This is a genomic window from Streptomyces sp. 1-11, assembly GCF_007176755.1.
Classification (GTDB): domain Bacteria; phylum Actinomycetota; class Actinomycetes; order Streptomycetales; family Streptomycetaceae; genus Streptomyces.
Map to the genome: position 1 here is coordinate 297645 of NZ_BJTV01000005.1, position 21258 is coordinate 318902.

Sequence of the window (21258 nt, forward strand, 5' to 3'; positions counted from 1 at the left end):
CTGTGAGGATGCCGCACAACTAGGACACGATCTGACCTACTGGGGTCCTAGCTTGGCCGCATGACCACCACGGAACAGACCCTCGGTGCCGGGCGGGCCCCGGTCCGCCCGGCCCCGGCCGACCGCCGCCGCTGGTACGCGCTCGCGATCGTGATGACGGCGGCCTTCATGGACCTGGTCGACGTCACGATCGTCAACATCGCCATCCCCTCGATCCAGCAGGACGCGGGAGCCTCGTTCGGCCAGATCCAGTGGATCACGGCAGGCTACGCCCTGGCCTTCGCGGCCGGACTGATCACCGGCGGCCGGCTCGGCGACATTCACGGCCGCAGGCGGCTGTTCCTCATCGGCGTCGGCGGCTTCACCCTCGCCTCCGCCCTGTGCGGCTTCGCCGCCGGTCCGGAGATGCTGGTCGCCTCCCGCATCCTGCAGGGCGGCATGGCGGCCCTGATGGTCCCGCAGGTCCTGTCGATCGTGCACGCCACCTTCCCCGCCCGTGAACGCGGAAAGGTCTTCGGCCTGTTCGGCGCGATCGTCGGTCTGGGCGCGGTCTCCGGCCCGCTGCTCGGCGCCCTGCTGACGCAGTGGAACCTGTTCGGCCTCCAGTGGCGGCCGATCTTCCTGATCAACCTGCCGGTCGGCGTCGCCGCCCTCCTCCTGGGCCGCCGCTTCATCACCGAGTCCCGGGCGCCGAAGGCACTGAAGCTGGACCTCGTCGGCGTCGCGCTGGTGACCCTCGGCCTGCTGATGCTGCTCTACCCGCTGACCCGTGGCCGTGAGCTGGGCTGGCCGCTGTGGGGTTACGTGTGCATGGCCGGGGCGGTCGGCGTCTTCGCGGTGCTGGCGGCCTACGAGCGGCGCAAGGCGGCCCGTGACGGCTCGCCGCTGATCGAGCTGTCGCTGTTCCGGGTGAAGAGCTTCGCCGCCGGCATCGCCGTGCAGACCGTCTTCGGTGTCGCGCTCGGCATCTTCTTCCTGGTCTGGACGCTCTACATGCAGAGGGGCCTGGGCTGGAGCCCGCTGCGGGCGGGCCTGACGGGGGTGCCGTTCTCGCTCGCGGTGTCCACGGCGGCGGGGATGTCGGTGCAGAAGCTGGTCCCGCGGTTCGGCCGGGAGGTGCTGCGGGCCGGCGCGCTGGTGATGGCCGTGGGTGTGCTCCTCTACATCTGGGAGTCGCACCGCTACGGCCTCGCCATCGCCTCCTGGCAGATGGCGCTGCCGCTGGTCGTGATGGGTGCGGGCATGGGCCTGATCGTCGCCCCGCTGACGGACGCGGTGCTCTCCGAGGTGCCGCGGGAGCACGCCGGGTCCGCCTCCGGCCTGATCAACACCGTCCAGCAGATGGGCAACGCGCTCGGCCTCGGCCTGGTGTCGGTCGTCTTCTTCGGGGTGATCGGCGACCGGCTGACCCCGGCTGAGGTGGGCCCTGCCTTCGTGCACGGTTTCCAGCACGCCCTGTGGTGGGTCGCCGGGATCCTGGGCGCGATCTTCGTGCTGATGTCCGCCCTGCCGAAGCGTCCGGCGCAGCACGTCGAAGGGGCCGCCACCGAGGTGGGGGAGAAGGAGCGCGAGCTGGTGGCCTGAGCCACGGCGGCGAGGAGGGGCCCGGCACCGACCAGATGCCGGGCCCTTCGCCATGCGGCTCCTGCGCTGTGTGCGGCCGGACCTCACGCGGAAGTCCGTTCATGCCCGAATGCCGCCCGAACTTGTTTACTTTCCCGAAAGCCGGGCGTAGCCTCGAATCGAAACCACACGTTCGGGCATGAGGTGGAGGTAAACGGGCATGTACGCACCGGAGCGGCAGCAGGAGATCCTCCGCCTCGCGCGCGACGGCGGCCGGGTGGACGTGCTGTCGCTGGCCGAGGAGTTCCAGGTGACGGCGGAGACGATCCGCCGCGATCTGAAGGCGCTCGACCGGGCCGGCCTCGTCCGCCGCGTGCACGGCGGAGCCATCCCCGTGGGCCGCCTCGACTTCGAGCCCGATCTCACCGAGCGCGAGTCGACCGCCGCCGACGAGAAGGACCGCATCGCCAAGGCGGCCCTCGCCGAACTGCCCGCCGAGGGCACGGTGATCCTCGACGCCGGCACGACGGTGGCCCGCGTGGCCGCCGCGATCCCGCTGGAGTCCGCCCTCACCGTCGTCACGCACAGCCTGCCCATCGCCGCCCGCCTGGCCGACCACCCCGGTATCCAGCTCCACCTGGTCGGCGGCCGGGTGCGGCACCGCACGCGGGCCGCCGTGGACGCCTGGGCGCTGCGCGCGTACGGGGAGATCCGCGCCGACGTGCTGTTCGTCGCCGCCAACGGCTTCTCCGCCGAGCACGGACTGACCACCCCCGACCTCGCCGAGGCCGCGGTCAAGCGGGCGGCCGTCGCCGCCGCGCGCCGCGTGGTCCTCCTCGCCGACTCCGCCAAGCACGGCCAGGAGCACTTCGCCCGCTTCGGCGGCCTGAGCGACGTGGACCTGCTGATCACCGACAGCGGGCTGAGCCAAGACGACGCCGACGTCATCGAGCGCGGCGGCACGGAAGTAGTACGCGCATGATCCTCACCGTCACCCCCAACCCGTCCCTCGACCGCACCTACGAGGTGCCCTCCTTGCAGCGCGGCGACGTCATCCGCGCCACCGGTGAGCGCATGGACCCCGGCGGCAAGGGCGTCAACGTCTCGCGCGCCGTGGCGGCCGCCGGCCGGCGCACGGTCGCCGTCCTGCCCCTGGGCGGTGCGCCGGGCGCGCTGGTCGCCGAACTGCTCGACGCCCAGGGCATCGAGGTCGCGCCGGTCCCGGTCGCCGGGGCCACTCGTTCCAACATCGCGCTGGCCGAGGCGGACGGAGTGCTGACCAAGATCAACGCGCCGGGCCCCGACCTGTCGCCCGCCGAGCAGGAACTGCTCCTGGACACCGTCCGCGAGCAGTCGCGCGACGCCGACTGGATCGCGTGCTGCGGAAGCCTCCCCCGCGGTCTGGCGCCCTCCTGGTACGCCGACGTCGTCACCCGAGCGCACGCCGGGGGCGCGCGCATCGCCCTGGACACCTCGGGGCGTGCGCTGCAGGAGGCGCTGCGCGCCCGGCCCGACGTGGTGAAGCCCAACGCCGAGGAGCTCGCGGAAGCCGTCGCGCGCCCCCTGGCGACCGTGGGCGACGCCCTGAAGGCGGCCGAGGAACTGCGCGGGATGGGCGCGGGCGCCGTGCTCGCCAGCCTGGGCGCCGACGGCCAGCTGCTGGTGGACGGCACCGGCGCCTGGTTCGGCAGCGCGCGGGTGCGCGCCGTCCGCAGCAACGTGGGCGCGGGCGACTCCTCCCTCGCCGGCTTCCTGATCGCCGGCGGCAGCGGCCCGAGGGCCCTCGCCTCCGCCGTCGCCCACGGCGCCGCCGCCGTGCAGCTCCCCGGCAGCGTCATGCCGGCCCCCGCCGACCTGGACCCGGCGGCGGTCACGGTCACGGCCGACGTCCCCGTCGACCGCGAACTCACGGAGCCCGTGACATGACCGACCTGACCTTCCGCTGCACCCGCCCCGGCGGCAGGCACCTGGGCGGCAGCCCCCGGCCCAGCCACCCGGACCTCCCCGCCCCGACCAGGCCCGAACGGCAGGCCGCTCCGGCGTCCGCCGCGACGGCCCCCCGGAGCCACGGCCGGCCCGGCCCCCGCTCCACCCGTCCCGAAGCCTCCCCCGACCGCACCCCCGTCCCCACCCTCGCCCACCCCACTCCCCGGGCGATACGCGTGCATTGGAGCCCGCGATGAGCGACATGATCACCGCGGACCTGGTCGACCTCGACCTGTCCGCCGACACCAAGGAAGCGGCGGCGCACGCACTCGCCGAGCGCATGGTGGCCCTCGGCCGGGTGACCGACCTGGACGGCTTCCTCGCCGACGTGGCCGCCCGCGAGGCGCAGATGCCCACCGGCCTCGACGGCGGCATCGGCATCCCGCACTGCCGCAGCGCCCACGTCACCGAGCCGACGCTCGCCTTCGGCCGCAGCGCCGCCGGCATCGACTTCGGCGCGCCGGACGGCCCCGCCGACCTGATCTTCCTGATCGCCGCCCCGGCCGGCGCCGACGACGCGCATCTGACGATCCTGTCGTCGCTGGCCCGGCAGCTCATGAACGCCGAGTTCACCGACGCGCTGCGGTCGGTGGGCGCCGCGGACACGGCTGCGGCGCTCATCCGCGGTGACCGGGCGCCGGCCGACGTGACCCCCGAGGACACCGCCGTGGCGCCGGAGGCGGCCTCCTCCGGCGCCACGGCGGCCGGCACGCCGGAACCGGCGGACGCCGGCGCTGCGGACGCCGCGGCACCCGCATCCGCCCCCGGCACGGGTTCCGTCCCGGACGAGCCCGCCGGGCAGCGGCCCTTCCGCATCGTCGCCGTCACCTCCTGCCCGACCGGCATCGCCCACACCTACATGGCGGCCGAGTCGCTGGAGAACGCGGGCCGTGAGGCGGGCGCCGAGGTGGTCGTGGAGACGCAGGGCTCGGCCGGCTTCACCCGGCTGGACCCGGCGGTGATCGCGGCTGCGGACGGCGTGATCTTCGCGCACGACGTCCCCGTGCGCGACAAGGACCGCTTCGCGGGCAAGCCGACCGTCGACGTCGGGGTGAAGGCGGGCATCAACCGGCCCGGCGAACTCATCACCGAGGTCCGTCAGAAGGCCGCGCACGGCGAGGTCACCTCGGCCGCCCCCGCGGGCACGCCCGTCGAGCGGACCGGTGACTCGCGCGAGGGCTACGCCACCAAGCTCCGCAAGTGGCTGATGAGCGGCGTCAGTTACATGGTCCCGTTCGTCGCCGCGGGCGGTCTGCTGATCGCCCTCGGCTTCGCGATCGGCGGCTACAAGATCAACAAGGCGCCCTCGGTGATGGACCACTTCGTGTGGACCCAGGGCGACAGCTGGGGCGCGCTGCTGTTCCAGATCGGCGGCGTGGCCTTCGCCTTCCTCGTCCCGGTCCTGGCCGGCTACATCGCCTACGGCATGGCCGACCGCCCCGGTCTCGTGCCGGGCTTCGTGGGCGGGTCCATCGCGCTGACGATCAACGCGGGCTTCCTCGGCGGCCTCGTGGCCGGTCTGATCGCCGGCGGGGTGGTGATGGCGATCCAGCGGGTCAGGATCCCCGCGGCACTGCGCGGCATCATGCCGGTGGTGGTGATCCCGCTGATCTCCTCGGCGATCGTCGGATTCCTGATGTTCGTCGTGATCGGCAAGCCCATCGCCTCCGCCCAGAAGGGCATGACCGACTGGCTGAACGGCCTCACCGGCGCCAACGCCGTCCTGCTCGGCGGGCTGCTCGGCCTGATGATGTGCTTCGACCTGGGCGGCCCGGTGAACAAGGTGGCCTACACCTTCGCCACGGCCGGCATCGCCGTCGCCGACCCGAGCGACTCCGCGATGAAGATCATGGCCGCCGTGATGGCCGCCGGCATGGTCCCGCCGCTGGCGATGGCCCTGGCCACGACCGTGCGCGGCAAGCTCTTCACGCAGACCGAGCGCGAGAACGGCAAGGCCGCCTGGGTGCTGGGCGCCTCCTTCATCTCCGAGGGAGCGATCCCGTTCGCCGCCGCGGACCCGCTGCGGGTCATCCCGTCCGCCATGGTGGGCGGCGCGCTCACCGGCGCACTGTCGATGACCTTCGGCGCCACCCTGCGCGCCCCGCACGGCGGCATCTTCGTGGTCCCGCTGATCGGCAACCCGTTCTTCTACCTGATCGCCGTCGCGGCCGGCGTCTGTGTCACCGCGGCCCTGGTCGTCGTCCTCAAGGGCATGCGCCGGCCGGTCCCCGGGACCACCGCCGGTGACACCGCCGCCGGTCCCGCCACGGCGGCCCGGGAGACCGAGCAGGTGGTCGCCGCCTGAGGGGGAGCGGGCACCTCTTGTCCCTTTGATGCGCTGTGAGTTGTTCACGGCACCTGCGAGATACGTCACGGTCCGGGGCCAAAGTCCCGGGCCGTGGTGTCTACTGGGAGGCATGCCTGAGCACGCCTCGACACTCCAGCTGACCGGCGCGGCCGTCCTCACCGCCGCGGGCGTCGTCTGGGCCGTCATCGTGATGCGGCTGCTGCGCCGCTTCCGTGTCGAGGCCGCCGCCGAAAGGCGCCGGGCCTTCGCCCTCCCCGTGCTTCCGGTCGTCCCGGTTCTCCCCGCTCTCCCGGACCAGCCGCAGGCCGGGCCCTCGCGGGAGTCCGTCGAGCTGACCCCTGAGGAGCAGGACGCCTTCGCCGGCCTGGTACGGCGACTCGGCGGCCGCTGAGGGACCCCGGCGCGGCCGGACCGCAGGGCCCGGACCATTCCGTGCGGGAAACCGCGGGCCCGTGGTGCCGGCGGGCCTCAGACCTGTCGGGCCGCCCGCCGCTCCATGGCGTCCCGGGCCGCGTCCTGGGTCGGGTAGACCTCGCACATGTGCCGCCCGTCGGGCGTCGCCGTGTGCTCCACCTCCCACAGGGAGACCTCGCGGCCGTCGGGCAGCAGGAACGCGTGCTCGTACAGCGCGAAGCTCAGCTGTGCCCGTCCGGCCCGGCCGGGGCGCCCGAAGGCCTGCGTGATCTGGTGCGCGGACGCCGTCGCCAGCAGGGCCGCCACGTCCGCTCCCGGCCGGTCGGGGTTCTCCGCACGGCGCAGCAGCCGGCGCGCGTGGTCCGCCGTGTCGTCCGGGGCGTACACGTGCCGGGGCTCGGGTATCGCGGACAGCTGCGTCACCACGGGCAGTTCGAAGTCCGGCGCGTCCGGCGGGAGTGCGAGCCGGCCGGTGGCGGTGTGCAGCTCCTCCTCGTCGACGTAGACCTCGTGCTGCGCCTCGCCGCCCGGCGCGGTGTTGTGCACCAACTCCCACAGGGTCACCGCCGAGCCGTCCGCGAGCAGCCAGGTGTGCCGGTAGGTCTCCCGGTGCAGCCCCGCGCTGTGATGGGCGGAGTGCAGGGAGCTGTCGTGCGCCAGGGCGCACTCCAGCAGCCGGAGCACCTCGTCGGGCAGCTCGAAGGAGTTCAGGGCACGGCCGAGGAGCCGCGCGAGATGCTCCTCCGGAGACTCGGGCGACTCGGCTGGTTCGTACGCTGCCGTCTCGTACGGAACGCTCAAGGTTTCTCCCGGCGTTGCTGCATGTCACCTGGTGGGTGCATACCGTAGCCCCTCGGTCGGACATCTTGTCCCCGATCCGAGAAAACGTATGTCTTGAAAACGCGAAAGCCGCGCGAAAAGTTCCCGCGCGGCCCCACGTACCGTCAAAACCCGCCGGTCACGCGGCATTTCCCGCGGTCCAGTCGCTCCACGACAGGTTCCAGCCGTTGAGGCCGTTGTCCGGCGCCACCGTCTTGTCGGGGGAGTTCTTCACTATCACGACGTCCCCGACGAGCGAGTTGTCGTAGAACCACTTGGCCGTGGTGTCGCCCTGCGCCCCCTGCACGTCCGCGAGGCCCACGCAGCCGTGGCTGGTGCCCTCCCGGCCGAACGGCGGGTTGCCCTTGTTGTACCAGTAGTTGCCGTGGATGAAGGTGCCGGACGAGGTGAGCCGCATCGCGTGCGGCACGTCCGAGATGTCGTACTCCCCGCCGAAGCCGACCGTCGAGCCGTTCATCCGGGTCTGCACGAACTTCTCGGAGATCACCATCTGCCCGTTGTACGTGGTGTGCTGCGGGCTGCCCGCGGAGATCGGCAGGGTCTTGACCGTCCGGCCGTCGCGCACCACCGTCATGGTCTGGGTGCCGACGTCCACCGTCGAGACCTGCGAGCGCCCGACGGTGAAGGTCACCGTCTTCTTCTGCACGCCGTAGACGCCGTTCGCGCCCTGCACCCCGTCCAGGTCGATCCTCATCGTGACCTTGGAGCCGGCCTTCCAGTACTCCTGCGGCCGGAAGTCCAGCCGTCGGTCCCCGAACCAGTGGCCCACGACCTGCTGACCGCTGCTGGAGGCGACCGTGATGTGCGACTGCACCGCCTTGCGGTCGGTGATCGACTTGTCGAAGGTGAAGGACACCGGCATGCCCGCACCGACCGTGGTGCCGTTGTCCGGCGTGTAGGTGCCGATGAAGCTGTTCGCCGAGGAGACGGTGGTGAAGATGGAGTTGGCCGCGGCCGTGCGACCGTCGCCGTCCTTGGCGGTCGCCGCTATCCGGTACTTCGTGCCGCGCTCGAGCTGCTGCTTCGGCTTCCAGGTGCGGCCGTCCGCCGAGATCACGCCCGGCACCGCCTGGCCGGACCCCGACACCGTCAGCTTCACGTCGGTCAGCCGCCCGTCGCTGACCTTGACGCCGGTGGCGTTGATGGACGCGCCGGTCGAGCCGTCCTTGGCCGAGATCACGATCCTGGCGGCCGATGTCGTGGCCGTGCCCTTGCCGTCCTTCCCGTCCTCCCCGGTGGCGCTGGCGTCGCCGCCGCAGGCCGTCAGGGTGAGGGCGCCGACCATCAGGGCGGCACAGGCCCCCAGTACGCGCCGCGTTGCGATGTCCGGCCTAGTCACGGGCTGCTCCCAGTTCGTGTGATGTGCTTGATCCGTTCCAGTGCATGGGAGAAGAGCCCACCGGCGCCGGAGAGGTTCCGGCCGGACGTCCGTTGAGGTCATCCGGTGACGGAACCGCGACAATCCGCACCCGGAAGTCACGCTCGCGCGGCCTCGCCGCCGGCACGGCCGCCCGTCGGGCGACGAGTGTTGCGCGACGCCCGGCACGGCCGCCCGTCGGGCGACGAGTGTTGCGCGACGCCCGGCACGGCCGCCCTTCGGGCGACGAGGCCACTGCCGCAGCCGGCCCTAAGCGTCCGCCGTCCGCCGTCCGCCGTACAGCTCCCCGTACGACGGCCACGCTCCGCCCGGCCCCGAGAACGGCTCGGCGGCGCGCACGGCCCGGACGATCGCGCGCGTGACCACGTCCGCGCCGGCCGCGAGGACGCCGTTCAGGTCCAGCGGGCGCCCGCCGCCGAGCGGGCGGGCGCTCGTCGCCAGCGCGAACACCGTGTCGCCGTCGTGCAGCAGGTGCACCGGCCGCACGGCCCGCGCGATGCCGTCGTGGGAAGTGCCCGCGAGCTTCTGCGCCTGCGCCTTGGTGAGGTCCGCGTCGGTCGCGACCACCGCGAGCGTCGTGTTGAGCGGCGGGGGCGCGTTCCGCGCCGCCGCCTCCGCGAGGCGACCGCGCGCCGCCTCGTGCACCCGCGCCTCCGGGTACTCCACCCGCCCCTGGAACAGCTCCCCGTAGAGCACCCCCGTTCCGGGATCCGCCACGGACCCCACGGAGTTCACGACCACCAGCGCGGCCACGGTCACGCCCGACTCCAGGACCGTGCTCGCGGTGCCCACCCCGCCCCTCATCCCGCCCGCCACGGCGCCGGTACCGGCCCCGACCGACCCCTCGGGCACCTTGGCGCCCGGAGCGCTCGCCGCGGCGGCCTCCACCGCCGCCCGCCCCGTCGCCGCGTCCGGACGGGCCCGGAAGTTCCCGCCCCGGCCCAGGTCGAAGACGCAAGCGGCGGGGACCACCGGCACCACGTGCGCCGGATCCGCCCCCACCGGCACCCCGCGTCCCCGCTCCTCCAGCCAGGCCATCACCCCGGACGCCGAGTCGAGTCCGTAGGCGCTGCCGCCGGTCAGCACCACGGCGTCCACCCGCTGCACCATGTTGCGCGGGTCGAGGGCGTCGGTCTCCTTGGTGCCGGGGCCGCCGCCGCGCACGTCCACGCCGGCGACGGCGCCGCCCTCGGGCGCGAGGACGACCGTGGTGCCGGTGAGCCAGCCGTCCCCGGCGCGGGTGGCGTGCCCCACCCGCAGTCCGGTGACATCCGTCAGAGCGTCGACTGTCATGCGGGCCAGTGTGTCCCACCTTGGCCAGGGCGCGGCCGCAGGCCGGGCGGCGGGCCCGGGTGCGGTGGGGTCGGGCGCGGCGGGGTCAGGCGGCCGGGGCGGTGGCGCCCGTCTGCCGCGCGCGGGAGACGCGGCGCGCCGTCAGGGTCACCCCGGCCGCCACCGAGGCCGCCGACACCAGCCCCGCCGCGAGCACCGCCCACTCGCCCAGGAAGGTGCAGCAGATCACCAGCAGCGCCGTGACCGGGAGCACGAGCTGCTGGCTGATGCCGGCCTTGAAGTGCCGTGCGTGCAGCGCCCACACCGTCAGCAGGTACAGCGCGGTCGGCAGCGTCACGGCCGCCGAGGCGGACAGCGTCGAGATGTGCGCCTTGCCGACCGTCTGCTCCACCACCACTTCGAGACCGGCGCCGATCGCGGCGGCCGAGGCGAAGATCAGGTAGTGGCCGTAGCCCCACAGGAACGCCTGGGTGCTGGAACGCAGATGGCCGTGGATGGGCACCACGAAGTAGATCCACCACGCGGAGAAGACGATCAGCAGGCCGCCCGCCGCGATGGGCAGCAGTTCACCCAGCGCATCGTGCTCGTCCACCGCCGACTTCACGGCGACCGTGGCCGCCGCGACCGTCTCGCCCAGCACGATGATCGTGAACAGACCGTAGCGCTCGGCGATGTGGTGCGCGTGCCAGGACGTCCCGTGGTCCTTCTCCGCGTAGACCGGCACGCACAGCTCGGCGACGGCCATCACCAGGAACACCCAGAGCCGGGCGGGTTCGGGCAGCAGCACCAGTCCGAGCCAGCCGACCTGGCACAGCAGCACACCGCCCGCGTATCTGAGCGCCGTGGTCCGCTCCGCGCCCTCGGCCGCCCTGGCCGCTCTCAGCCACTGCGCGGTCATCGCGAGCCGCATGATCACATAGCCCAGCCAGACCACCAGGTAGTCATGGCGCTCGAACGCTGGGGCGACGCCCGCGGCCAGCACCAGCACACCGGCGATCTGCCCGAGGGTGACGACCCGGTAGAGCGCGTCGTCGTTGTCGTACGCCGAGGCGAACCAGGAGAAGTTCATCCAGGCCCACCAGATGGCGAAGAAGACCGTCGCGTAGTTCAGGATCCCCTGGGCCACGTGCCCCGCGGTCCCCGTGTGCACGAGCTGGGCGCCCGCCTGGGCGATGGCCACGACGAAGCACAGGTCGAAGAGGAGCTCCAAGGGAGAGGAGACCCGGTGGGCCTCCTCGCGCCCGCGCGCGGTGAGCCGGCGCAGGAGCCTCTCGGGCTGCCGTGCGCCCGGCGGGGCGGGCGGTGGAGTGGAGCTCGACATCATGTCTCCCAGGACAGCAGAAAATGGGGACGGAAGCTTGTGAACGGGTTCACGAGCCGGGGAGGGCGGCGGACCGGGGCCGTACCCTTGAGACATGAGCAGCACCCCCGAGCCCGAGGAGCGCGACCCCAAGGCCGCGCTGATCTTCGACGACCCGCTGAGCCGGCAGAGCTCGGACGACACCGACCGCGGTTGGGGGGAGCGCCCCGACGGCGACAGCGCCGCCGACCTGAAGCGCTTCCTCGACGAGAAGCCGCCGCACCACATCTGATCCCCCGGCGGCCCGGCCGTCGGAGGCCGCGGGCAGTGACCCGCCGCCGCCCGGGTCGCCCGGCACGGCGCCGCTAGCGCTCGTCGCGCCCCGCCGCGCGCTGCGCGACCAGCGCGTCGCGGATCTCCTTGAGCACCTCCAGCTCGGTCACGTCGATGACCTCCTGCGTGCCCTCGCGCGCCTTCTTGCGGGCCTCCTGCCGTGCCAGGTACTTCGCCATCGGCAGGACCATGAGGAAGTAGACCACCGCCGCGGTGATCACGAAGCTGAGCGTGGCCCCGGCGACCGAGCCCCACATGATCGGCAGACCGCTCTTCACCGACCCGTCCGCGTTCACCACGCACGGTGCCTTCAGGCAGGAGTAGTAGTGATCGAGGTTCTTCGTGCCGATCCTCCCGACCAGCGGGTTGATGAGCCCTTTCACCACCGAGTTGACGATGTTCGTGAACGCGGCGCCGATCACCACCGCGACAGCGAGGTCGATGACGTTCCCGCGCATCAGAAAGGCCTTGAAGCCCTCCCAGACGGTGGGTTCCTTCTTCTCGATCACCTCGGGGGCACTCCTCACATGCACAGGGCGCGGAACAAAACGCTCCGCAACCTACGGCACGGTGGGGTCCCCATGTCCAATTCCGCAGCTTGTCCCACTGTCGGAAGAACCGACTGAAAGCGCGACGGGCCGCACGGATCAGCACAGCGTCACCGCCAGCCGCGCATTGGCGCTCGCGCCGACCAGCCGCGCGGCGGTGGACCGCGGTACCGACAGCACGACCAGGGCCCCGTTCTCGGCCGCTTCCGCCAGGGGCTCGGGCACCTCGGTCACCCGGGCCCCGCGCACGAGCACCCGGGCGGCGCCCCCGGCCGACGCGTCCCCGGCGGCGATGACGTCCACCCGGTCACCGGGCCGCAGCAGCCGCACGGTGGCGGCGTCGGCGATCCGCACCGGTGCCGTCACCGGGTCCGGCGCGCGAGGGGCCGGTGCGGAGCGGGTGACCGGATGCCCACGGGCCCGGTCGGCCCGGTGCGGCTCGCCCGCGGTCCGCGGACCCGCCGCCACCAGCGCGGCCGCGGTCACGACGAGCCCGGCCGCCAGGGCCCGCCCGCGGCGCCGCACGAGTCGCTCCAGCCCGTACCGCCCGCCGCGCACCCGTACCGGGGCGAAGGGCGGCACCTCGCGGGTCGCCGGGGCGTCGGTGCCCAGCGGACGGGGCATCGGGACGGCGGGCGGCGGGGCCGGGGAGCGTTGGGGTCGGGGAGAGGGGGCGTGAGGAGCGGGGTAGGACGAGGCCAGAGCCATGGGGATCACCGCCGGCGACGAGGGAATCGGCTTGCGCTGCCACGATGACGGCTCCCGCCGGACCCTGCCGGCGCCGGTGGACGAACGGCGGCCTGTGGACAACTCGCCCACCCGCACGGGTGATCGCCGCCGGCACCGCTCGGCACCCGGCACCGTCCGGGCGGCCGGGGCGCACCGTTCAGCGCCGCCAACCCCGTTCAGCGCCGGGCATCTGCCAGCGCGCCCGCGCCGTTCCACGCCGGGCACCGTCCAACGCCGCCGGCCCCGTTCAGCGCCGGGCGCCGCCCAGCGCCAGGCACCGCCGGCCACCGCCCTCAGCTCACGGCAGATCGAAGCCCGGGTTCATGCCCCCCAGCGCGTTCACGCACAGACAGTCCCGCGCCCCGGTCTCCGGCAGTGCCGCCACCGCGTCGAACAGCACTTCCCGCAGCCGGTCGACGTTGGCCGCGAACACCTCGAGCACCTCCTCGTGCGAGACGCCCTCACCGCTCTCCGCACCCGCGTCCAGGTCGGTGACCAGGGTCAGCGAGGTGTAGCAGAGCTCCAGTTCACGGGCGAGCGCCGCCTCGGGGTGACCGGTCATGCCCACCACCGACCAGCCCTGCGCCCGGTGCCACAGCGACTCGGCCCGGGTCGAGAAGCGCGGCCCCTCGACCACGACCAGCGTGCCGCCGTCCACCGGTTCCCAGTCCCGGCCGCGTGCCGCCTTGAGCGCGGCGGCGCGCCCGGCGGGGCAGTACGGGTCGGCCATGGACACGTGCACCACGTTGGGCACCGTGCCGTCGGGCAGCGGCAGCCCGTCGAAGTAGGTCTGCGTCCTGGACTTCGTACGGTCGACGAACTGGTCCGGCACCAGCAGGGTGCCCGGTCCGTACTCGGGGCGCAGCCCGCCCACCGCGCAGGGTCCGAGCACCTGGCGGACGCCGACCGAGCGCAGGGCCCAGAGGTTGGCCCGGTAGTTGATGCGGTGCGGCGGCAGGTGGTGGCCGCGGCCGTGCCGGGGCAGGAAGGCGACCCGCCGGCCGGCCAGCTCACCGAGGAAGAGGGAGTCGCTGGGCTGCCCGTAGGGGGTGTCCACCTGGACCTCGGTCACGTCCTCGAGGAAGGAGTAGAAGCCCGAGCCGCCGATTACGCCGATCTCTGCGTTCGCCATGACGAGCAGATTAGCCGCCCGCGTCAGAGCGGGGGAGCCGGTGTCCGGGCATGCCGAAGGCCCCGCCGTCACTGGACGGCAGGGCCCGGGGAGCGGGGGCTCAGGCCGCGGAGGTGCTGGTGGAGCCGGACGACGACGTCGTCGAGGACGACGAGGACGCCGACGAGGCCGGCTTCGCGTCGGACGAGGAACCGGCCGACGACGAGGACGGCTTCGACGCCGGGCTGCTGCTCGACGAGGAGCCGCGGGAGTCGTTGCGGTAGAAGCCGGAGCCCTTGAAGACGATGCCGACCGCGGAGAACACCTTCTTCAGGCGGCCACCACAGGCAGGGCACTCGGTCAGGGCGTCGTCCGTGAACTTCTGCACCGCCTCGAGGCCCTCGCCGCACTCGGTGCACTGGTACTGGTAGGTCGGCACTGTCTTCCTCCTGGCACTCTCACTCGATGAGTGCTAACGACGGTCCATAGTGACGTATTCCCCGGGATCAGTCCACCGTGACGGGGACTCGGTGACCGACGCCACGTGCGACCGTGCGGCTCTGCGGGCGGGCGGCCAGCCGCGAACGCAGGACCACCAGGGTGATCAGCGCGAGCACCGTGCCGGCCATCGGCACCAGGAATCCGGCGCCGTCCCACAGCCGGTCCTCCAGCTGGCCGGCGACCGTGACCGCCGCGGCCTGGCCGAGGGCGACCGCGCCGGTCAGCCAGGTGAACGCCTCGGTCCGGGACTCGGCCGGGACCAGGCTCTCGACCAGCGTGTAACCGGTGATCAGGGCCGGTGCGATGCACATGCCGACCAGCAGTCCGAGGCCGGCCAGCGGCAGCGCCGAGTGCGCCGTCCACAGCGCGGACGCGGTCAGCGCGAGCGCGGCGTAGCCGAGGACCAGGCGGCGCTGCGGCGCGGCCTTCCAGGCGATCGCGCCGCAGACGATGCCGGAGAGCATGTTGCCCGCGGCGAAGACGCCGTACAGGACGCCGTTCATGCCGGGCTCGCCGATCGACTCGGTGAAGGCGGCCAGCGAGACCTGCATGCCGCCGAAGACCGAGCCGATGCCCAGGAAGGTCACGATCAGCACGCGTACGCCCGGCACGCGCAGGGCGGATTCGTGCCGCACGCGCGCGTGCCCGCTGGCGGTGGCCACCGAGGGCTGCGTGCTCCGGCTCGCGGCGAAGAGCAGGCCGCCGACCAGGGTCAGCGCCGCCTCCGCGACCAGGCCGGCGGCAGGGGTCACGGCGGTGCACAGCGCGGTCGCGAGCAGCGGCCCGAAGACGAAGGTCAGCTCGTCCGTGACGGACTCGAACGCTGCCGCGGTGGACATCAGCGGGGAGCCCTGGAGCTTCACGCCCCAGCGGGCGCGCACCATGGGTCCGACCTGCGGCACCGAGGCGCCGGTCGGCACGGCCGCCGCGAACAGCGCCCACAGGGGCGCGTGCGCCAGCGCGAGCGCCGTCAGGGTCAGGCCCGACAGCGCGTGCACCAGGACACCGGGGACGAGCACGGCGCGCTGTCCGTAGCGGTCGGCGAGGCGGCCGCTGTAGGGGGCGAACAGCGCCATGGAGACGCCGGTGGCGGCCGCGGCGGCGCCGGCGGCGCCGTACGAGCCGGTGGTGTGCTGCACCAGCAGCACGATGGAGATCGTGAGCATCGCGAACGGCTGGCGCGCCGCGAAGCCGGGGAGCAGAAACGTCCAGGCGCCGCGGGTGCGCAGCAGCTGTCCGTATCCGGGGCGGGGCGGCGCCGGCGAGGTCTTCTCCGGGTCGGTGGTGGTGACCGTGGGTCCCACGGCCCGTGCCTTTCTGCCGCCTGGTAGCGCGGGTCCCGTGCGGGTCCGGGCGCCGAGAGCTGTCCTCTTGCGCGGAACTGCGGTAGATACCGGCGCCCACGATGGGTGGGGGGCGACCCGGCCGCCATACGGTCGCGCCAGCTCTGCGTCAGGCAGAGTTGGTTCGATCAGGGTGCGCCTTCATCGTACAGGGATCATCGCCCGTCCGGCCTGTGAAAACGCGCACCACCCGAGCTTGTCACCTGGGATTGGCGGCGGTGTGAACGGTACGAAACCCGCACTTAACGGGAGCCGCCCGTCCCGGCCCCGTCCGTGCCCAGCCAGTCCGCCAGCTTGCCGCCCTGCGCGACCGCGCGCAGCCGCCGTTCCGCGGCGTCGCGCACCGGGTCGGTGGCGACCACGAGGAGCTCGTCCTCGTGCCGCAGCACCGTCGTGGGCAGCGGGACGAACGACTTGCCCTCGCGGACGACGAGCGTGACGGCGGCGCCCGGCGGCATCCGCAGCTCGCTCACCTCCACGCCATGCATCCGGGAGCCCTCGGCGACCGTGAGCGACAGCAGATGGCCGCGCAGCCGCTCCAGGGGCGCCGACTCGATGCCGAGGTCGGAGGCCTCGCCCTGCTCGCCCAGGCGCAGCTTGCGCGCCAGCCAGGGCAGGGTCGGGCCCTGGATCAGGGTGTAGACGACGACCAGCACGAAGACGATGTTGAAGATGCGGCGGCTGCCCGCGACACCGGTCACCATCGGGATGGTCGCCAGGATGATGGGCACGGCGCCGCGCAGCCCCGCCCAGGACATCAGCGCCTGCTCCGGCCACGGCACCCGGAACGGGGCGAGGCTCAGCACCACGCTCAGCGGGCGGGCCACCATGGTCAGCACCAGCCCGATGACCAGTGCCGGCCAGATGTCGTCGCCCAGGTCGTGCGGGGTGACGAGCAGGCCGAGCAGGACGAACATGCCGATCTGGGCGATCCAGCCGAGCCCCTCGGCGAAACCGCGGGTGGCCGGCCAGTGCGGGAGCCGCGCGTTGCCCAGGATCATCGAGGCGAGGTAGACGGCGAGGAAGCCGCTGCCGTGGGCCAGCGCGCCGGCCGCGTAGGCCGTGACCGCGATGGCCATGACGGCGATCGGGTAGAGACCCGAGGCTGGCAGCGCGACGTGCCGCAGGCCCCAGGCGCCGATCCAGCCCACCGCGAGGCCCACGGCGGCGCCGATGGCCAGTTCCAGGGCTATCTCGCCTACCAGCACGTACCAGTGCTCGACCGGGCCGGCCGCGGCGAAGGCGACGACCAGGATGACCACCGGGGCGTCGTTGAAGCCGGACTCGGCCTCCAGCGTGGCCGTCACGCGCGCGGGCAGGGGGATGCGCCGCAGCACCGAGAAGACCGCCGCCGCGTCCGTCGACGACACCACGGCGCCGATGATCAGCGCCATCCGCCAGTCCAGGCCCACCAGGTAATGCGCGCCCGCCGCCGTGACGCCGACGCTGATGCCCACCCCCAGCAGGGCCAGCACGGACGCCGACGGCAGGACCGGCCGGATCTCCTTCCACTTTGTGCCGAGACCGCCCTCGGCGAGGATCACGACCAGGGCCGCGTACCCGATGACCTGGGTCAGGGCCGCGCTGTTGAAGCCCACGTGACCCAGGCCGTCCTGGCCCATGACCACGCCGATCCCCAGGTAGACGAGCAGGCTGGGGAGCCCGCTGCGCGAGGAGATCCGGACGGCCGCGACGGCCACGAGAAGGACGACGGAGCAGACGAGCAGGAGCTGGTTGAGGTGGTGAACGTTCAGCGGCGGTTCCTCCCCTTGGTTCTCCGGTTACTTCGTTACCTTACCTAACTCTTGACGCTTTCTTGACGCTTACCTGGGCAAGATCGAACGTCCGTGCATGCCGGTTCCCGACTCCGCGTCAAGTGCGATCGGGCCCTGCGCCTATGGTTGCTCCAGCACTCCAGGACCGCCTGCCGCTCGCGTTAGGACAGCAAGGACAGCGATGCCCCCCAACACCACCGCCACAACGGGTGACGCCGCCACGACGGGTGTCGCGCCCAGCACGTCCGGGAGGAAGAAGGGGCGGAAGGCCAAGCTCCTCGTGCTGGTGCTCGTCCTGGCCCTCGTCGGCGGCATCGCCTACGGGTCGTACTGGTCGATCAGCACGGTCCGCGCCTCCTTCCCGCAGACCAAGGGCTCGATCACGCTCGACGGCCTGTCCGGCCCCGTCGACGTCAAACGGGACGGCAACGGCATCCCGCAGATCTACGCGTCCTCCGACGAGGACCTGTTCATGGCGCAGGGCTACGTCCAGGCGCAGGACCGGTTCTACGAGATGGACGTGCGCCGCCACCTGACCTCCGGGCGCCTGTCGGAGATGTTCGGCAAGAGCCAGGTCAAGAACGACGAGTTCCTGCGCACGCTCGGCTGGGACCGGGTCGCGAAGCAGGAGTACGACAGCAAGCTGTCGGCCTCCACGAAGAAGTACCTCCAGGCCTACGCCAAGGGCGTCAACGCCTATCTCAAGGGCAAGGACGGCGCGGACATCTCCCTCGAGTACGCCGCCCTGGGCTTCACCAACGACTACCGGCCCGCCCAGTGGACCCCGGTCGACTCGGTCTCCTGGCTGAAGGCGATGGCCTGGGACCTGCGCGGCAACATGCAGGACGAGATCGACCGCGCCCTGATGACCAGCCGCCTGGACGCCCAGCAGATCGCCGACCTCTACCCGGCCTACCCCTACGACCACAACAAGCCGATCGTGCAGGAGGGGCAGTACAGCGACCTGTCCCGGGCCTTCCAGCAGGGCGGCGCCCCGGCCGGCTCCCAGGGCACCACGGGCACGGGCACCACGGGCACGGGCACGGGTCCGACGGGCACGGGCACGGGCGGAACCCAGGGCACGACGGGCTCGGGCACGACGGGCACGGGCACGACGGGCACGGGCACCGCTGGGACCCAGGGCGCCGCCGGCTCCGCCCTCACCAGCCAGCTGGAGGGCCTCTACAAGGTCCTGGACAACGTTCCCGCCGCCGTCGGCGTGAACGGCCAGGGCATCGGCTCCAACTCCTGGGTGGTCGCCGGGAAGTACACCATCACCAAGAAGCCGCTGCTCGCCAACGACCCGCACCTGTCGGCGTCGCTGCCGTCCGTCTGGTACCAGATGGGCCTGCACTGCCGCACCGTCTCGGCCAAGTGCCAGTACGACGTCAGCGGCTACACCTTCGCCGGCATGCCCGGTGTGATCATCGGACACAACGCGGACATCGCCTGGGGCATGACGAACTCCGGGGTCGACGTCAGCGACCTGTACCTGGAGAAGCTCTCCGGCCAGGGCTACCTGTACGACGGCAAGGTGCGGTCCTTCAAGACCCGTGAGGAGACCATCAAGGTCGCCGGCGGTGCGTCCAAGAAGATCGTCGTGCGCCAGACCGCCGACGGGATGCCGCTGCTGTCCGACCGCGACGACGAACTCGTCCAGGTCGGCCGGCGGGCCGCGGTCAACACCGCGGCCCCCGACCGCGGCGACGGCTACGGCATCGCCCTGAGGTGGACCGCGCTCGACCGGGGCACCTCGATGGACGCCGTGTTCGCCCTCGACAAGGCGGCCGACTGGAGCGACTTCCGCGCGGCGGCGGCCCTGTTCGACGTGCCCTCGCAGAACCTGATCTACGCCGACACCAAGGACAACATCGGCTACACGCTGCCCGGCAAGATCCCCACCCGCTCCTCGGCCGCCGACGGCTCCGTCCCGGTGCCCGGCTGGGACGCCAAGTACCGCTGGACCGGCTTCATCAAGGACGAAGAGCTGCCCTACGAGTACAACCCCGAGCGCGGCTACATCGTCACCGCCAACCAGGCCGTGGTCGACAAGGACAAGTACCCCTACACGCTGACCACCGACTGGGGCTACGGCACCCGCAGTCAGCGCATCACCTCCCTGATCGACAACAAGATCAAGGACGGCGGCAAGATCTCCACCGACGACATGCGCCAGATGCAGATGGACAACAGCAGCCAGATCGCCAGCCGCCTGGTGCCCACGCTGCTGAAGATCAACCTGGACGACAAGTCGGTCCGCGACGCCCAGAAGCTGCTGGAGGGCTGGGACTACACCCAGGACGCCGACTCCGCGGCCGCCGCCTACTTCAACGCCGTCTGGCGCAACATCCTCAAGCTCGCCTTCGGCAACAAGCTCCCCAAGGAGCTGCGCGTCAAGGGCCAGTGCCTGTGGGTCGACAAGACCGACAGCACCGGGCCGGTCGACGACGACGGCAAGGTGCGCGAGTGCGGTGAGCGCGACGCCGACCAGGCGCAGCCCGACGGCGGCGACCGCTGGTTCGAGGTCGTGAACAAGCTGATGGACAAGCCGGACAGCGACTGGTGGAAGACGCCCGAGCGGGGCACGCGCCCCGCGGGGACCGACCGCGACACCCTGTTCGCCCGCGCCATGATCGACGCCCGCTGGGAGCTGACCTCCAAGCTCGGCAAGGACATCGACACCTGGAGCTGGGGCCGGCTGCACCGCCTGTTCCTGAAGAACCAGACGCTCGGCACCGCGGGCCCCAAGGCCCTGCAGTACGTCCTCAACCGCGGTCCCTGGAAGCTCAGCGGCGGCGAGGCCACCGTCAACGCCTCCGGCTGGAACGCCGCCGGCGGCTACAACGTCGTGTGGGTGCCGTCCATGCGGATGGTGGTCAACCTCGCCGACCTCGACAAGTCCAAGTGGATCAACCTGACCGGCGCCTCCGGGCACGCCTTCAGCGCGCACTACACGGACCAGACCGGCAAGTGGGCCAAGGGTGAGCTGCTGCCCTGGGCCTTCTCGGACGCGGCGGTCGGCAGGAGCACGAGCGACACCCTCGTCCTCAGGCCGTGAGGCACTGACGCACGAACGGCCCGGACGGCCCTCCACGCGCGCGTGGAGGGCCGTCCGCCGTACCAGGGGCCTATGCCCCCGTGAAGCGGCGCACGCCCGACGGCGTCACCACCGCGTGCACGGGCCGGTCGTGGGCCTGCGCCGGAACCCGGTCGACCACCTCGGCGTCGTAGAGCAGCACCACCAGCGCCGGCCCCGCGCCCGCGCGCTCCAGACGCGCGAGCACCCGGTCGTACGACCCCCCGCCGCGCCCCAGGCGCATCCCGCGCGCGTCGACCGCGAGCCCGGGCAGCAGGACGACGTCCGCTCCGGTCACCGCGGCCGGGCCGAGACGCTCGCCGGCGGGCTCGAACAGGGCCATTTTCCCGCCATGTCGAATCCGCGCGAGGGAGCCGGGACCGGTGTACTCGCCCCAGTCCAGGTCGTTGTCGGGCAGGAGCGCGGGAAGCAGCACGCGCACGCCCCGCGCGCGCAACGCGTCCAGCAGCGCGAGCGTGCCGGGCTCCCCGCCGACGGAGACGTAGGCCGCCACCGTGCGCGCGTCCGCCAGTTCCGGCAGGTCGAGGGCGTGCCAGGCCAGCGCGTCGGCCGCCGCCCGGACGACATCCTCCGGCAACCCGTTCCTCACCGCGAGGAACCCCCGCCGCAACGTTCGCTTGTCAGACTCGGCCGCGCGTCCGTCGTGTTCCACTGGTCGTTCTGCACCCTTCTCTTAATCTGCTCATATGAGGGCCTATTGGCCGGAGCCGCGGATTCCCCGCAAAGGCACCGGATAAGG

The 21258-nt window shown here is 72.5% G+C and carries 19 protein-coding genes; 8 read left to right on the forward strand and 11 right to left on the reverse strand.

All coding sequences use genetic code 11. The annotated features are described in order from the left end of the window. Nucleotides 1–60 precede the first annotated feature (60 nt). From TNCT1_RS13260 to TNCT1_RS13285, 6 genes are all read left to right on the forward strand, one after another. Nucleotides 61–1584: an MFS transporter gene (locus tag TNCT1_RS13260; RefSeq protein WP_143631100.1), complete on the forward strand. Its 1524-nt coding sequence runs from the start codon at nucleotides 61–63 to the stop codon at nucleotides 1582–1584. A 199-nt stretch (nucleotides 1585–1783) separates the two neighbouring features. Continuing rightward, nucleotides 1784–2545 (forward strand): DeoR/GlpR family DNA-binding transcription regulator, encoded by a 762-nt coding sequence (locus TNCT1_RS13265; protein WP_143631101.1) that lies wholly within the window; start codon nucleotides 1784–1786, stop codon nucleotides 2543–2545. Then, complete coding sequence (pfkB, locus tag TNCT1_RS13270; protein WP_143631102.1) at nucleotides 2542–3489, forward strand: 1-phosphofructokinase; 948 nt, start codon at nucleotides 2542–2544, stop codon at nucleotides 3487–3489. Before TNCT1_RS13265 ends, pfkB begins: the two co-directional genes overlap by 4 nt. Beyond that, nucleotides 3486–3746 carry a hypothetical protein gene (locus TNCT1_RS13275; protein ID WP_143631103.1) on the forward strand — a complete coding sequence of 87 codons (261 nt, stop codon included), beginning with the start codon at nucleotides 3486–3488 and terminating at the stop codon, nucleotides 3744–3746. The genes pfkB and TNCT1_RS13275 overlap by 4 nt, the downstream gene beginning before the upstream one ends. Next, the gene (locus TNCT1_RS13280; protein WP_143631104.1) at nucleotides 3743–5854 is read left to right on the forward strand and encodes a fructose-specific PTS transporter subunit EIIC; all 2112 of its coding nucleotides are present in this window, start codon (nucleotides 3743–3745) and stop codon (nucleotides 5852–5854) included. The genes TNCT1_RS13275 and TNCT1_RS13280 overlap by 4 nt, the downstream gene beginning before the upstream one ends. 112 nt (nucleotides 5855–5966) lie before the next feature. Then, a complete protein-coding gene (locus tag TNCT1_RS13285; RefSeq protein WP_143631105.1) occupies nucleotides 5967–6248 on the forward strand; it encodes a hypothetical protein in 282 nt (93 codons plus the stop codon). A 77-nt stretch (nucleotides 6249–6325) separates the two neighbouring features. On the opposite strand, the gene TNCT1_RS13290 is transcribed toward TNCT1_RS13285, so the two are convergent. The 4 genes from TNCT1_RS13290 to TNCT1_RS13305 all read right to left on the reverse strand — a co-directional run bounded on the left by TNCT1_RS13290 (nucleotide 6326) and on the right by TNCT1_RS13305 (nucleotide 11106). Next, the gene (locus TNCT1_RS13290; RefSeq protein ID WP_143631106.1) at nucleotides 6326–7072 is read right to left on the reverse strand and encodes a DUF6227 family protein; all 747 of its coding nucleotides are present in this window, start codon (nucleotides 7070–7072) and stop codon (nucleotides 6326–6328) included. Between the two features lie 157 nt (nucleotides 7073–7229). Continuing rightward, nucleotides 7230–8450, reverse strand: a complete 1221-nt coding sequence (locus TNCT1_RS13295) for an Ig-like domain-containing protein (RefSeq protein WP_174266273.1) — start codon at nucleotides 8448–8450, stop codon at nucleotides 7230–7232. 288 nt (nucleotides 8451–8738) lie between these two features. Beyond that, complete coding sequence (locus tag TNCT1_RS13300) at nucleotides 8739–9782, reverse strand: P1 family peptidase (protein WP_143631107.1); 1044 nt, start codon at nucleotides 9780–9782, stop codon at nucleotides 8739–8741. 85 nt (nucleotides 9783–9867) lie between these two features. Further along, nucleotides 9868–11106: a low temperature requirement protein A gene (locus tag TNCT1_RS13305; RefSeq protein ID WP_143631108.1), complete on the reverse strand. Its 1239-nt coding sequence runs from the start codon at nucleotides 11104–11106 to the stop codon at nucleotides 9868–9870. A 91-nt stretch (nucleotides 11107–11197) separates the two neighbouring features. On the opposite strand from TNCT1_RS13305, the gene TNCT1_RS13310 reads away from it, so the two are divergent. Continuing rightward, a complete protein-coding gene (locus TNCT1_RS13310) occupies nucleotides 11198–11374 on the forward strand; it encodes a hypothetical protein (protein WP_143631109.1) in 177 nt (58 codons plus the stop codon). Between the two features lie 73 nt (nucleotides 11375–11447). Here TNCT1_RS13310 and mscL read toward each other — a convergent pair whose 3' ends face one another. The 6 genes from mscL to TNCT1_RS13345 all read right to left on the reverse strand — a co-directional run bounded on the left by mscL (nucleotide 11448) and on the right by TNCT1_RS13345 (nucleotide 17401). Then, a complete protein-coding gene (gene mscL, locus TNCT1_RS13315) occupies nucleotides 11448–11924 on the reverse strand; it encodes a large conductance mechanosensitive channel protein MscL (protein ID WP_143631110.1) in 477 nt (158 codons plus the stop codon). A gap of 138 nt (nucleotides 11925–12062) precedes the next feature. Continuing rightward, a complete protein-coding gene (locus TNCT1_RS13320) occupies nucleotides 12063–12587 on the reverse strand; it encodes a hypothetical protein (protein ID WP_143631111.1) in 525 nt (174 codons plus the stop codon). Nucleotides 12588–12990: 403 nt separating this feature from the next. Continuing rightward, on the reverse strand, nucleotides 12991–13824 hold the full coding sequence (locus tag TNCT1_RS13325) for an S-methyl-5'-thioadenosine phosphorylase (protein ID WP_143631112.1): 834 nt from the start codon (nucleotides 13822–13824) through the stop codon (nucleotides 12991–12993). 100 nt (nucleotides 13825–13924) lie between these two features. Then, on the reverse strand, nucleotides 13925–14242 hold the full coding sequence (locus TNCT1_RS13330; RefSeq protein WP_143631113.1) for an FmdB family zinc ribbon protein: 318 nt from the start codon (nucleotides 14240–14242) through the stop codon (nucleotides 13925–13927). 67 nt (nucleotides 14243–14309) lie between these two features. Beyond that, entirely contained in the window at nucleotides 14310–15608 is a 1299-nt protein-coding gene (locus TNCT1_RS13335) for an MFS transporter (protein WP_143631114.1), read from the reverse strand. 281 nt (nucleotides 15609–15889) lie between these two features. Further along, nucleotides 15890–17401, reverse strand: coding sequence for a potassium/proton antiporter (locus tag TNCT1_RS13345; RefSeq protein WP_143631115.1), 1512 nt, complete (start codon nucleotides 17399–17401; stop codon nucleotides 15890–15892). A gap of 202 nt (nucleotides 17402–17603) precedes the next feature. Between TNCT1_RS13345 and TNCT1_RS13350 the strand changes: the two genes are divergently transcribed. After that, complete coding sequence (locus TNCT1_RS13350) at nucleotides 17604–20480, forward strand: penicillin acylase family protein (protein ID WP_143631116.1); 2877 nt, start codon at nucleotides 17604–17606, stop codon at nucleotides 20478–20480. Between the two features lie 70 nt (nucleotides 20481–20550). Here TNCT1_RS13350 and TNCT1_RS13355 read toward each other — a convergent pair whose 3' ends face one another. Beyond that, nucleotides 20551–21171, reverse strand: a complete 621-nt coding sequence (locus tag TNCT1_RS13355; RefSeq protein WP_143631117.1) for a 5-formyltetrahydrofolate cyclo-ligase — start codon at nucleotides 21169–21171, stop codon at nucleotides 20551–20553. Nucleotides 21172–21258: the final 87 nt, after the last annotated feature.

Excerpts from the sequence above, each read along its gene's own strand:
- TNCT1_RS13265 (WP_143631101.1), top strand. The coding sequence starts at position 1,784 with ATGTACGCACCGGAGCGGCAGCAGGAGATCCTCCGCCTCGCGCGCGAC.
- TNCT1_RS13320 (WP_143631111.1), bottom strand. The coding sequence starts at position 12,587 with ATGCCCCGTCCGCTGGGCACCGACGCCCCGGCGACCCGCGAGGTGCCG.
- TNCT1_RS13285 (WP_143631105.1), top strand. The coding sequence starts at position 5,967 with ATGCCTGAGCACGCCTCGACACTCCAGCTGACCGGCGCGGCCGTCCTC.
- TNCT1_RS13305 (WP_143631108.1), bottom strand. The coding sequence starts at position 11,106 with ATGATGTCGAGCTCCACTCCACCGCCCGCCCCGCCGGGCGCACGGCAG.
- TNCT1_RS13260 (WP_143631100.1), top strand. The coding sequence starts at position 61 with ATGACCACCACGGAACAGACCCTCGGTGCCGGGCGGGCCCCGGTCCGC.
- TNCT1_RS13310 (WP_143631109.1), top strand. The coding sequence starts at position 11,198 with ATGAGCAGCACCCCCGAGCCCGAGGAGCGCGACCCCAAGGCCGCGCTG.
- TNCT1_RS13325 (WP_143631112.1), bottom strand. The coding sequence starts at position 13,824 with ATGGCGAACGCAGAGATCGGCGTAATCGGCGGCTCGGGCTTCTACTCC.
- TNCT1_RS13350 (WP_143631116.1), top strand. The coding sequence starts at position 17,604 with ATGCCCCCCAACACCACCGCCACAACGGGTGACGCCGCCACGACGGGT.
- pfkB (WP_143631102.1), top strand. The coding sequence starts at position 2,542 with ATGATCCTCACCGTCACCCCCAACCCGTCCCTCGACCGCACCTACGAG.
- TNCT1_RS13300 (WP_143631107.1), bottom strand. The coding sequence starts at position 9,782 with ATGACAGTCGACGCTCTGACGGATGTCACCGGACTGCGGGTGGGGCAC.
- TNCT1_RS13280 (WP_143631104.1), top strand. The coding sequence starts at position 3,743 with ATGAGCGACATGATCACCGCGGACCTGGTCGACCTCGACCTGTCCGCC.
- TNCT1_RS13275 (WP_143631103.1), top strand. The coding sequence starts at position 3,486 with ATGACCGACCTGACCTTCCGCTGCACCCGCCCCGGCGGCAGGCACCTG.